Raw genomic sequence first — 11,680 nt, 5'->3', positions numbered from 1 at the left:
TCGCCACCGGAGTCTTCACCTACGTGACGTCCCCATCGACTCTCGCCCGACGGGCGTGCGCGGTGCTGGCGGCCGTCTCGGCCGGACTGCACGCGGCGATGCTCGGCCACGCGTCCAGCCTGGTCGCGGCGGCGCTGCTCGCGACCATGATTCTCACCTGCCTGTATTGCGCACATGACCTGTGGCGTCACGGCACGGCGCGGGCGTGGGTGGTCGTCGCGCTGATGAACCTCGCCATGATCGCGCTGCACCTGCCCGCTCCCGCGCATCACCACAGCGCCCCACACGCTGCGGTGCCGACGCCGTCGACCCTCATGACGGTGGCGACGCTGCTGGCGTTCACCGAGATCGTTGCTGCGACCGCGGCGCTGTATGTCGGCAGCCGCGGCCGGATGGGCGCGCTCAGCGGTACACCAGACCGCTGAGCCTGCGGGCCAGCGCCAGCCGAATCGACGGCACCCGCCCGGCCAGACCGATGACCGCATTGCGGATCGGGCGTACCGCGGGCGGCAGTGTGGCCAACCGGGTGAGCCGATGGGTCGTCGCCACAACGTCTTTGGCGATCGGTCGACGAGTACCGCTGTACTCGTCGAGCAGGCTGTCCGGAGCTCCGTCGAGGACGGCGGCGAGCGCGTGGGCCAATGCGACGGCGTCTTGAATGCCCAGATTCATGCCCTGCCCGCCTGCAGGGCTGTGCACGTGCGCGGCGTCGCCCGCGAGTAGCAGACGGCCCGCGCGGAAGGTGTCCGCGACGCGGTGGTGGACGCGGAACCGCGAACCCCAGATGACCGCGGTGACCTCCAGTCGGTGCGCGCCGACACGGGTGTCGAGAATCTGTTGTACGAACTCCGCGGACGGCGCCTCGGGGGCGTCGGCGACGGGGGCGACGATTCGGTACGTGCCATCCGGCAGGGGAGCCACCACGGTCAGGCCGGCCGTCGCCCAGTACAGGATCACTTCGTCACGTGGCGCGTCGCCGGCCAGCTTGACGTCGGCGAGCACGAACGACTCGTCGTACACGCTGCCTTCGAAATCGATCCCCGCCTGCCGGCGCACAATGCTGCGGATGCCGTCCGCGCCGACGGCATAGCGTGCGCGAACGACGTCACCGTCCTCGAACGTCGCCGTCACCCCCTCGGGATCCTGATCGATCGCGGTGACGCTCCGCGGCCGCTGCACGGATCCGCCGACCTCTTCGAGGCGTTCGAGCAGCAGGCGCTCGGTGGTCGACTGCGGCACCATCAGCGAGTACGGATACTCGGTCGGCAACCCGCTGAAGTCGATCGGGATCAGCGTGCGGCCCCGGTCGCGGATGGTGAACCGCGGCGCCTCGACGCCTTCCTTGACGAGGCGCCTGGCCAGGTCCAGGTCTTCCAGCACCTCGAGCGTGCGGGCGTTCACCACGGCGGCGCGGGAGGTGTTGGCTCCCGCCGCCTGCTGGTCGACGACCGTGGTCGCGACTCCGCGTGCGACCAGGGAGGCGGCCAGGGCCAAACCGGTCGGACCTGCGCCGATAACCAGAACATCGGTGTCATACATTGCCTTCTCCTTTCTCGGACTGCCTATGCCAACACTTGTTGGCATAACTATGGCCCGCGTTGTGACGAATGTCAACAATCGTTGGCATACACTTGTTGGCATGCGTAGATCGTCGGAGCAGACCAAGGCCGTGATCCTGGCGGCAGCCAGGGAGCAGTTCGCCAAAGCCGGGTTCGAGCGGGCGACCATCAGGGCCATCGCCGGGGACGCGAACATCGACCCGTCGATGGTGATGCGGTACTTCGGCAGCAAGGACCAGCTGTTCGCCGCGGCGGCCGACTTCGACCTGGAGCTACCCGACCTCTCGGATATCGCTCGTGATCGGTTGGGCGCCGCCCTGGTCGACCACTTCATGAAACGGTGGGAACGCGACGAGGTGCTCATCGTGCTGCTGCGGGCCAGCGCCACCAATGCCGAAGCGGCGCAACGGATGCGGGCGATGTTCGCGAGTCAACTGTTGCCGGTGATCGCGAAGATCAACCCCGCCGAACCCGAACGCCGCGCCGCATTGATCGCCACGCAGACGCTCGGTCTGGCCCTGTGCAGGTACGTCCTGCAGTTGCCGCCGATCGTCACGATGCCGCACGACGAGGCGGTCGCGTGGCTGGGACCCACCGTTCAGCGCTATCTCGACGCGCCTAGATAATTGGCGGTGATGTGGACACCGACGCTCGTCCTGATCGCCACGACGACCCTCGTCGCCTGCGTTCTGTTCGGCGGCGGCCTCTATGAAACCGTCGTCGTCGACCCCGCCTGGCCGAAGCGACCCGGCATCATCCAGGCGCAGAACGGTGGCATTTCGCGGCGCCGATTCTGGATTCCGGCGCACACCCTCTTCGAGGTGCTGCTGATCGTCGCGCTGATCGCCTCCTGGGGTAACGCCGATGTACGGCTTGCGCTGCTGGTGGCCTTGGTCAGCCACGCCGTGATGCGGGTGTGGTCGCTGGTCGACTTCGTGCCCAGGGCCGTGGAATTCGAGAAGGCCGATCCCGCTGGCATCGACGAGGCGGCCGCAGTCGCCTGGACCCGACGCAGCCTTTTGCGGCTGCCGCTGGACCTCGTCACCTGCGCGGCGTTGCTCGTCGCACTGGCCGTCGCCTGAAAAGGGTCAGGCCTCGATCTCGCCCGCGATCTTGCGCTCGATGGCGGCGCGGGTGACGGCCGGAAGGACGATCAGCCCGTCGAGTTCCTTCTTGGCGCGCGCGTAGGCGGCCCTGCGCTCCTCGTTGGTGGCGCCGCCGTCCGATGCCAGCCGCAATAGATGCTGTGCACGCTCGAGACGCTCCTGCGCCTCGGCGGAGAAGTCGCTGCGGCGTCGGCGGATCGCCTCGGCCTCGGCCACATCGAACGCGGCGACGTATTCGTGCACCGCGTCGCGGTACTCCAGTTGCGCATCGCGGTCGTCGAGGATGTCTTCGATGCTGTCGGGTCGCAGTAGATCGGCACGGCTGCGAGCCTTGTGGAACGCAATGGTCAGTGGGTCGCGCATATCGGTCATCAGCGGAAAGTCCAGCAGCTTGGCGACGTCGATCTCGTATTCGAGCCAGCGGGCGTCGGTGTTGTCGTGGCGGGCCAGCACTTTCGTCATCTCCCGACGGTTGGCGGCTTCGTTGGTGCGGGCCCGGCCCGACGCTTCCGCGAGTGCGACCTTGGTCTGCTGTTTGATGCGGTAGCGCTCGAGCCGTCGCTGCGCGCGGCGCTCGTTGGCCGCTTGGACGGCCTTCAATCCACCGCCGATGACCCCACTGAGCGGAAAGATCAGCCACCAGAAGTTCCCGGCGAAGTGCAGGAGCGCTTCCATCTATCCCAGAATGCCACGGCGAAGTCTGACTCCGCCGAACGTGGGTTACCCGCACAAGAAACTGCGCTTTGGTGTGCGGGTAACCCACGTTCGGCGGCGCTACAGCCCGATCTCCCGATAGCGCGCGAGCCGGACGTTGAGTCGTTCCGCGTCGGGCATCGAGCGCAACCCGTGCAGTTCGTTGGCGATGGTGTCCGAGAGCCGTCGCGTGAAGGCCAGCGGTTCATCGGCCGCATCGGGAGACTCGGGCACGATCGCGTCGACGATACCGCTGCGCAACAGGTCGACTGAGCGGATGCCCTGTGCCGCAGCAAGTTCCGGAGCGTGTTCGGTGTCGCGGAAAACGATGGCGCTCGCCCCCTCCGGTGGTAGCGGGGCGAGCCAACCGTGCAGGGCGGCAAGTACCCGGTCGGCGGGCACCATCGCCAGCGCGGGCCCCCCGCTGCCCTGGCCGAGCAGGATCGACACCGTCGGTGTGTCCAGCGTGACGAGATCGGCCAGACAGCGGGCGATTTCGCCGGCCAAGCCGTCCTGTTCGGCCTCGACCGTGAGCGCCGGTCCCGCCGTGTCGATGACGAGTACGAGCGGCAACTTCAGTCCTGCGGCCAGCGCCATGCCGCGCCGCGCCTCGCGCAGCGCCGCCGGGCCGACCATGCCGCCGAGCACCCGCTGCTGGCCGAGCACGACGGCCGGTTGACCGCCGAACCTGGCCAGCGCCAGCAGTGTGGTGGCATCCTCGCCGCGGCCGGTGCCCGACAACAGGACCCGGTCGGATGTGCCGTGCCGCAACAGGTATCCCACGCCGGGGCGGTCCGGCCGACGCGAGGCCACCACCGAATCCCATGCGGGCACGTCGGCTATCGGCACGGACGCCGGCGGTGGCGGTGGCGGCTCGGGCGCATCGGCGAGAACCTTCAGCGTGCGGTCGAGCGTCGAGCGCAGCGCCTCCAGCGGTATCACGCCGTCGATCACGGCGTGGCGCTCCAGGTTCTCCGCGGTCTGCACGCCCGATGGGAAGGGTTCACCGTAGAGGTGCTCGTACACCCGCGGACCGAGGAAACCGATCAGCGCGCCCGGTTCGGCTGCGGTGACATGGCCAAGCGACCCCCACGAGGCGAACACCCCACCGGTCGTCGGATGGCGCAGGTACACCAGATACGGCAGATGTGCCCGCTTGTGCAGTTCGACGGCCGCGGCGATCTTGACCATCTGCAGGAACGCGACCGTGCCCTCCTGCATGCGGGTGCCACCTGAACTCGGCGACGCGACCAACGGCAGGTGCTCGGCCGTCGCGCGGGCCACCGCACGGGTGATCCGCTCCGCCGCGGCCACCCCGATCGAACCCGCCAGGAAGTCGAACTCGCAGGCCACCAAAGCCACTCGCCGCCCGAAGACGGTGCCCTCGCCGGTCAGCACCGACTCGTCGAGGCCGGTCTTGGTGGCCGCGTCAGCCAGCTCGCGCCGGTACTCCGCGCTGCCGCCGACCTCCATAGGTGGGGTGTCCCAGCTATGGAACGAATTGGCGTCCAGCACGGCATCGCGCAGTTCAAAGGCACCGATCCGGCTCACACTCAGAGGTTATATAGGGTGGCGCCATGATTGGTGTGACCCGCGACGGCGACGTGATGACGCTGGAAATGCAGCGCGCCGACCGCCGCAACGCGCTCAACGGCGCACTCGTAGACGGTCTGCGCGATGCGGTGGAGAAGGCCGCGAGCGAGAATGTCCGCGCCATCGTGCTCACCGGCCAGGGCCATGTGTTCAGTTCCGGCGCGGATCTGTCCGATGCAGCGGGCGTCGCCGAGGAGCTCCCCGACAAGGCCAAGGCCCTCAACATCGCGATCGACAGGGCCCCCGTGCCGGTCATCGGCGCCATCAACGGACCCGCGATCGGCGCAGGCGTCATCCTCTCGATGATCTGCGATCTACGGGTCGTCGCACCCGAGGCGTACTTCCAGTTCCCCGTCGCGAAATATGGCCTGGCGTTGGATAATTGGAGCATCCGGCGGCTCACCTCGCTGGTCGGAGCCGGCCGCGCGAGGGGCATGCTGCTCGGCGCCGAACGGCTGACCGCCGAGGCCGCCCTGCACACGGGCATGGCCAACCGCATCGGCACGCTGGCGGACGCGCAGGCCTGGGCCGCCGAACTCGCCGGCTACGCGCCGCTGGCCCTGCAGCACGCCAAGCGCGTGCTCAACGACGACGGCGCCTACGAGGACCCGTGGCCCGAGCACACGGATCTGTTCGACCGGGCATGGGCCAGTCAGGACGTCATCGAGGCTCAGGTGGCGCGCATCGAGAAGCGGCCGCCGAGGTTCCAGGGGGCCTGATGATCGGGGCGGCGCTGCGCATCGGCTTTGGAACGGCTTCGTTGCTGGCCGGTGGATGGGCATTGCGCGCGCTGCACGGCACGCCGTCGGCCCTCGGCGCGTCCCCGCAGGAGATCGACGGTGTCGCCAAGAGGTCCCCGAACTACCGGGACGGCGTCTTCGTCAACCTCGAGGCCGCGAACCCGGTCAGCCTGACCCGCCAGGAACAGTTCCTGCTGGTCCGTGAGGTCATCGGCGGGAGTTCGAGCCAGCTCCCGCCCTCAGAGGTCCCGTTGGTCACCCCCGACCCGAGCCTGGCGGCGGGTGACCTCGCCGTCACCTGGTACGGCCATTCGTCGGCGGTCATCGAGGTCGACGGCTACCGCGTGCTGGCGGACCCCGTCTGGAGCGACCGTTGCTCGCCGTCGAGGACGATCGGCCCGCGGCGGCTGCACCCGGTGCCTGCCCCGCTCGAGGCGCTGCCGGCCATCGACGCGGTCATCATCAGCCACGACCACTACGACCACCTCGACATCGACACCGTCAAACAACTGGCGCGCACCCAGCGAGCCAAGTTCTTCGTCCCACTCGGCATCGGCGCCCATCTGCGGTCCTGGCACATCCCGGCCGACCGGATCGTCGAACTCGACTGGAACGAGAGCGCCCGCCTCGGCGACCTGACCCTGGTGTGCACCCCCGCGCGGCATTTCTCCGGCCGGTTCCTGACCCGCAACACGACGCTGTGGTCGTCATGGGCGCTGATCGGGCCGAGCCATCGCGCGTTCTTCGGCGGCGACACCGGATATTCGAACAGCTTCGGCGACATCGGCGTAGAGCACGGACCGTTCGACCTGACCCTGATGCCGGTGGGCGCCTATCACCCCGGCTGGCCAGACATCCACATGAACCCCGAGGAAGCGGTGCGCGCGCACCGCGACGTCACCGACGCGGGGTTGCTGGTTCCGATCCACTGGGCGACGTTCCGGCTCGCGCCGCATCCGTGGTCTGAGCCGGTGCAGCGACTGGTCAAGGCGGCCGAAGCCGACAAGGCCCTGATCGCGGTGCCGAAGCCGGGGCAGCGGGTCCAGCCCGACGCGGCGTTGGCGAACGACCCGTGGTGGCTGCCCTAGCCATTTCGACGGGATACGGTGCACGCATGAATGCACTGGCCAGGCTGGCCGTCGTGGGGTTGATCGCCCTCGCACCGGGCTGCACCACGGACAAGCCTGCCGACCCGGCGCCGCCGTCAACGCCGACCCAGGCGGACATACCGCCGCCGCTGGTGCCCGCGATGCCCCTGCCCGAGAACGCCGTCGACAAGGCCATCGCCAAACTCGACGGCATCGCTGAGGAACTGATGCGTCAATCCGGGATTCCCGGCATGGCGGTCGCCGTCGTGTACCGGGGGGAAACCGTGTACGCGAAAGGTTTCGGCGTCAAAGACGTCCGAGCCGGCGATGACGAGAAGAACCGCGTCGAACCCGACACGGTGTTTCAACTGGCGTCACTGTCCAAGCCGATCTCCTCGACGGTGGTCGCCCACCAGGTCGGTGTGAACGCGATCGGCTGGGACACCCCCATCGTGTCGAAGTTGCCGTGGTTCGCCCTGTCGGACCCGGTCGTCACGCAGATGGTCACCGTCGGTGACATGCTCTCGCACCGATCCGGACTGCCCGACCACGCGGGAGACATGCTCGAGGACATCGGCCACGACCGCCGCTACATCATGGACCGCCTGCGCGACCAACCACTCGATCCGTTCCGAATCTCCTACGCCTACACCAACTACGGCTACACCACGGGCGCCGAGGCGGTCGCGGTGAGTGCCGGCAAGCCGTGGGACGTGCTGGCCGACGACGTGCTGTTCGACCCGCTTGGCATGCCGTCGACAAGCTACCGGTTCGCCGACTACGAGTCCCGCGCCGACCGCGCCGTCGGACACATCCACGTCGACGGCCGGTACGAGCCGCTCTATGTCCGTGACGCGGACCCCCAAGCGCCCGCCGGCGGTGCGAGCTCGTCCGTCAACGACATGACCCGGTGGCTCGCGATGGTGCTCGCGAACGGAAAGCACGGCGACAAGCAGATCGTCGACGCCGACGCACTGTTGCCCGCGCTCACCCCGCAGATCGTGTCGAGCCCCGCGTCGGAACCGGCGATGCGGTCCGGCTTCTACGGATTCGGCTTCAATGTGGGGACGACGTCGGCATCGCGTACGGAACTGAGCCACTCTGGTGCGTTCGAACTCGGCGCCGGAACGAATTTCGCGATCCTGCCGTCGGCCGACGTGGCGATCGTCGCGCTGACCAACGCCACCCCCTCGGGCGTTCCCGAAACGCTGACAGCTCAATTCGCGGATCTCGTCCAGTTCGGCGAGGTGCGTGAGGACTGGTACGGCCTCTACAGCGCGGTCTTCGCTGAGATGGAGAAGCCCGATGGGTCGCTCGTCGGCAAGCCGCGGCCCTCGAGTCCGGCACCGGCCGCGCCGCTGGCCACCTACGTCGGCACCTACGCCAACGACTATTGGGGTCCGGCGCGGGTCACCGAGAAGGACGGCCAGCTGATGCTGGCGCTCGGCACGAAGCTGACCGTGCCACTGCAACATTGGGACGGCAACGTCTTCACGTTCACGTTCGTCACCGAAAATGCGCCGCCGGGAACCATTTCCAAGGCGACATTCGACGGCGACAGGCTGATGCTGGAGTACTACGACGAGCTCGGTAGAGGGACTTTCACCAAGTGACCACCGTTCCCGTCGAAGCCGCCGGTCTGACCGATGCCGAAGTCGCACAGCGTGTTTCCGAAGGCAAGACCAATGACGTGCCGACCCGCGCCGCCCGCAGTGTCTCCGAGATCGTGCGGGCCAATGTGTTCACCCGTATCAACGCGATTCTCGGGGTGCTGCTCGTCATCGTGCTCTCCACCGGTTCGGTGATCAACGGCGCATTCGGGCTGCTCATCATCGCCAACAGCGCGATCGGCATCATCCAGGAACTACGGGCCAAGCAGACCCTGGACAAACTGGCCATCGTGGGTCAGGCGAAACCCTTGGTGCGCAGGCAATCCGGGACCGAAGCGGTACTTCCCGCCGAGGTCGTGCTCGATGACATCATCGAACTCGGCCCCGGCGACCAGATCGTCGTCGACGGTGAGATCGTCGAGGAATCCAACCTCGAGGTCGACGAGTCCCTGCTCACCGGTGAGGCCGACCCGATCGCCAAGGACGCCGGTGACAACGTCATGTCGGGCAGTTTCGTCGTCGCGGGCAGCGGCGCATACCGGGCCACCAAGGTCGGGAAGGAAGCCTACGCGGCCAAACTCGCCGAGGAGGCGAGCAAGTTCACATTGGTGAATTCCGAACTGCGCAGCGGTATCAACAAGATCCTGCAGTTCATCACCTACCTGTTGATCCCCGCCGGCCTGCTGATCATCTACACCCAGCTGTTCACCACCGGTTCGGATTGGCGGGAGTCGGTGTTGCGGATGGTCGGCGCCCTGGTGCCGATGGTGCCCGAGGGTTTGGTGCTCATGACGTCGATCGCGTTCGCCGTCGGCGTCGTCCGACTCGGCCGCAGGCAGTGCCTGGTCAACGAATTGCCTGCCATCGAGGGGCTGGCCCGCGTCGACGTCGTATGTGCCGACAAGACCGGCACCCTCACCGAAAACGGTATGCGGGTATCGGATCTCAAGAAGCTCGACGAATGCGCAGTCGCCGATATCCTGGCACAGCTCGCCGCCGACGACGCGCGACCCAACGCCAGCATGGCGGCCATCGCCGAGGCCTACAAGATGCCGCCTGGGTGGGAAGCCACCGCCACCGCACCGTTCAAATCCGCGACCAAGTGGAGTGGCGCGTCGTACGCCGACCACGGCAACTGGGTGATCGGCGCACCTGACGTGCTACTCGCACCGGGGTCGGAAATCGCCAAGCAGGCAGAGGAGATCGGCGCGCAGGGACTTCGTGTACTGCTGCTCGGCTCGTGCGAGTTGCCCGTCGATCACGCCGAGGCGCCCGGTGCTATCACACCGGCTGCGCTGGTGGTGCTCGAACAACGAATACGGCCTGATGCCCGTGACACTCTGGATTACTTTGCTGATCAGAAGGTTTCGATCAAGGTCATCTCGGGTGACAACGCGGTGTCGGTCGGGGCGGTCGCCGGCTCGCTGGGCCTCGACGGCGAGACCATGGACGCCCGCCAGCTGCCTGACGAGCCCGAGCAGCTGGCCGACACACTTGAGGAGTACACGACGTTCGGCCGGGTGCGGCCCGACCAGAAGCGGGCCATGGTGCACGCTCTGCAGTCCCGCGGGCACACCGTGGCGATGACCGGCGACGGCGTCAACGACGTGCTGGCACTCAAGGACGCCGACATCGGTGTCGCAATGGGCTCGGGCAGCTCAGCCTCCCGCGCGGTGGCTCAGATCGTGTTGCTGGACAACAAGTTCGCGACGCTGCCGTATGTGGTCGGCGAGGGCCGCCGGGTGATCGGCAACATCGAACGGGTCTCGAACCTGTTTCTGACCAAAACCGTGTACTCCGTGCTGCTGGCGATACTCGTCGGCCTCGGTGGACTGTCATCGGAGCTGTTCGGTACCGATCCGTTGTTGTTTCCGTTCCAGCCGATCCACGTCACGATCGCCGCGTGGTTCACCATCGGCATCCCGGCGTTCATCCTGTCGCTGGCGCCCAACAACGAACGGGCGCACACGGGATTCGTGCGACGGGTCATGACGGCGGCACTGCCGTCGGGCATGGTGGTGGGTATCGCGACTTTCACGTCGTACCTCGTCGCCTATCAGGGGCGCGAAGCCACCGCTGCCGAACAGATGCAGGCGTCGACGGCGGCCCTAATCACACTGCTGGTGACCGGGGTCTGGGTGCTGGCAGTAGTCGCACGGCCGTATGAATGGTGGCGGGTGGCGTTGGTCGTGGTGTCCGGTCTGGCGTACGTGGTGATTTTCTCGATACCGCTGGCGCGAAAGGCGTTCATGCTCGACCCGTCGAACGTCAAAACCACGACGACGGCGCTGATCATCGGCCTCGTCGGGGCAGCGGCGATCGAGGTCATCTGGTGGGTTCAGGGCGCCGTCTTGGGGGAACGTCGCAGGTTGTGGCGTTCGGAGTAGGGTGGCCGCATGGCATTCCTCGACAAGCTGAAGACCGTGCTGGCCAAGAACGCCGACAAGGTGGACACCGCTATCGACAAGGCCGGTGACCTCGTAGACAAGAAGACGCAGGGCAAGTACGCCCAGCACGTCAACAAGGTGCAGGACGCCGCCAAGAAGGCGGTGGATAACAACGTCAACCAACCCGGGCAGGTACCTCCGACGCAGCAGTCGGGCCAGGTACCGCCGCCGCAGCCGCCGCCGGGCGACGCGTCGCCACATCGACCCCCGACGGCCCCGCCCACCTCTTAGCACGGATGGCCAAACTTTCCGTCTCCGTCGACGTCCCCCTTCCGCCGGAGAAGGCGTGGGAGTGCGCGTCGGATCTGTCCCGTTACAAGGAGTGGCTCAGCATTCACCGGGTGTGGCGGAGCAAGCTGCCCGAGACCCTGGAGAAGGGCACGGTCATCGAGTCGATCGTGGAAGTCAAGGGCATGCCCAACCGGATCAAGTGGACCATCGTGCACTTCAAACCGCCGGAGGCGATGACGCTCAACGGCGACGGGAGCGGTGGCGTCAAGGTCAAACTCCTCGGCAAGGTGCGGCCCGTCGAGCAGGATCCAGGCGGGTCGACGGTCACATTCGACGTACACCTCGGCGGTCCCGCGCTGTTCGGTCCGATCGGCATGGTCGTCGCCAATGCGCTCAAGAGCGACATCCGAGAGTCGTTGAACCGCTTCAAATCTGTGTTCGCGCCGGACTGATCGCCATGCGGCTCGAGCGGGCCGTCCGGGTGCTGCGCATCTTCGACCAGGCCAAGGCCGAGGAGTTCTACCTCGACTATCTGGGCTTCGTCACGGACTGGGAGGACCGATTCGGGCCGGACTTTCCGCGATTGGCAACTTATACGACGGAAACCGGCGCC

Annotated in this window: 12 protein-coding genes and 1 pseudogene; 10 read left to right on the top strand and 3 right to left on the bottom strand. The window is 67.2% G+C overall.

What is annotated here, in order from left to right; translation table 11 throughout:
* Nucleotides 1–23: 23 nt before the first annotated feature.
* Nucleotides 24–425 carry a hypothetical protein gene (locus G6N36_RS17085; RefSeq protein WP_163687927.1) on the top strand — a complete coding sequence of 134 codons (402 nt, stop codon included), beginning with the start codon at nucleotides 24–26 and terminating at the stop codon, nucleotides 423–425.
* Here G6N36_RS17085 and G6N36_RS17080 read toward each other — a convergent pair.
* Nucleotides 403–1,539 (bottom strand): FAD-dependent oxidoreductase, encoded by a 1,137-nt coding sequence (locus tag G6N36_RS17080; RefSeq protein ID WP_163687923.1) that lies wholly within the window; start codon nucleotides 1,537–1,539, stop codon nucleotides 403–405. The genes G6N36_RS17085 and G6N36_RS17080 overlap by 23 nt on opposite strands.
* A gap of 100 nt (nucleotides 1,540–1,639) precedes the next feature.
* Between G6N36_RS17080 and G6N36_RS17075 the strand changes: the two genes are divergently transcribed.
* Both G6N36_RS17075 and G6N36_RS17070 read left to right on the top strand, forming a co-directional pair.
* Nucleotides 1,640–2,185, top strand: coding sequence for a TetR/AcrR family transcriptional regulator (locus G6N36_RS17075; RefSeq protein ID WP_163687920.1), 546 nt, complete (start codon nucleotides 1,640–1,642; stop codon nucleotides 2,183–2,185).
* Nucleotides 2,186–2,194: 9 nt separating this feature from the next.
* Nucleotides 2,195–2,641 carry a hypothetical protein gene (locus G6N36_RS17070; RefSeq protein WP_163687917.1) on the top strand — a complete coding sequence of 149 codons (447 nt, stop codon included), beginning with the start codon at nucleotides 2,195–2,197 and terminating at the stop codon, nucleotides 2,639–2,641.
* A gap of 6 nt (nucleotides 2,642–2,647) precedes the next feature.
* On the opposite strand, the gene G6N36_RS17065 is transcribed toward G6N36_RS17070, so the two are convergent.
* Nucleotides 2,648–3,340 carry a hypothetical protein gene (locus tag G6N36_RS17065; protein WP_163687915.1) on the bottom strand — a complete coding sequence of 231 codons (693 nt, stop codon included), beginning with the start codon at nucleotides 3,338–3,340 and terminating at the stop codon, nucleotides 2,648–2,650.
* 99 nt (nucleotides 3,341–3,439) lie between these two features.
* Complete coding sequence (locus G6N36_RS17060) at nucleotides 3,440–4,909, bottom strand: acetyl-coenzyme A carboxylase carboxyl transferase subunits beta/alpha (protein WP_163687912.1); 1,470 nt, start codon at nucleotides 4,907–4,909, stop codon at nucleotides 3,440–3,442.
* A 26-nt stretch (nucleotides 4,910–4,935) separates the two neighbouring features.
* Here G6N36_RS17060 and G6N36_RS17055 point away from each other — a divergent pair, with 26 nt between their 5' ends.
* The 7 genes and pseudogenes from G6N36_RS17055 to G6N36_RS30125 form a co-directional block, all read left to right on the top strand.
* Nucleotides 4,936–5,670 (top strand): enoyl-CoA hydratase, encoded by a 735-nt coding sequence (locus G6N36_RS17055; protein ID WP_163687909.1) that lies wholly within the window; start codon nucleotides 4,936–4,938, stop codon nucleotides 5,668–5,670.
* Nucleotides 5,670–6,779 carry an MBL fold metallo-hydrolase gene (locus G6N36_RS17050; protein WP_163687906.1) on the top strand — a complete coding sequence of 370 codons (1,110 nt, stop codon included), beginning with the start codon at nucleotides 5,670–5,672 and terminating at the stop codon, nucleotides 6,777–6,779. Before G6N36_RS17055 ends, G6N36_RS17050 begins: the two co-directional genes overlap by 1 nt.
* A gap of 26 nt (nucleotides 6,780–6,805) precedes the next feature.
* Complete coding sequence (locus G6N36_RS17045; RefSeq protein WP_163687903.1) at nucleotides 6,806–8,392, top strand: serine hydrolase; 1,587 nt, start codon at nucleotides 6,806–6,808, stop codon at nucleotides 8,390–8,392.
* On the top strand, nucleotides 8,389–10,776 hold the full coding sequence (locus G6N36_RS17040; RefSeq protein ID WP_163687900.1) for a cation-translocating P-type ATPase: 2,388 nt from the start codon (nucleotides 8,389–8,391) through the stop codon (nucleotides 10,774–10,776). Before G6N36_RS17045 ends, G6N36_RS17040 begins: the two co-directional genes overlap by 4 nt.
* A gap of 9 nt (nucleotides 10,777–10,785) precedes the next feature.
* Nucleotides 10,786–11,067: an antitoxin gene (locus tag G6N36_RS17035; RefSeq protein WP_163687896.1), complete on the top strand. Its 282-nt coding sequence runs from the start codon at nucleotides 10,786–10,788 to the stop codon at nucleotides 11,065–11,067.
* Nucleotides 11,068–11,072: 5 nt separating this feature from the next.
* On the top strand, nucleotides 11,073–11,519 hold the full coding sequence (locus G6N36_RS17030) for a type II toxin-antitoxin system Rv0910 family toxin (RefSeq protein WP_163687893.1): 447 nt from the start codon (nucleotides 11,073–11,075) through the stop codon (nucleotides 11,517–11,519).
* Nucleotides 11,520–11,524: 5 nt separating this feature from the next.
* Nucleotides 11,525–11,638, top strand: a pseudogene (locus G6N36_RS30125) (glyoxalase superfamily protein); the annotation flags it as partial.
* Nucleotides 11,639–11,680 lie beyond the last annotated feature (42 nt).

It is taken from the genome of Mycolicibacterium gadium (assembly GCF_010728925.1).
Classification (GTDB): Bacteria; Actinomycetota; Actinomycetes; order Mycobacteriales; family Mycobacteriaceae; genus Mycobacterium; species Mycobacterium gadium.
The sequence above is the reverse complement of the archived record's forward strand: the minus strand, read 5'-3'. Positions and strand labels throughout refer to the sequence as shown.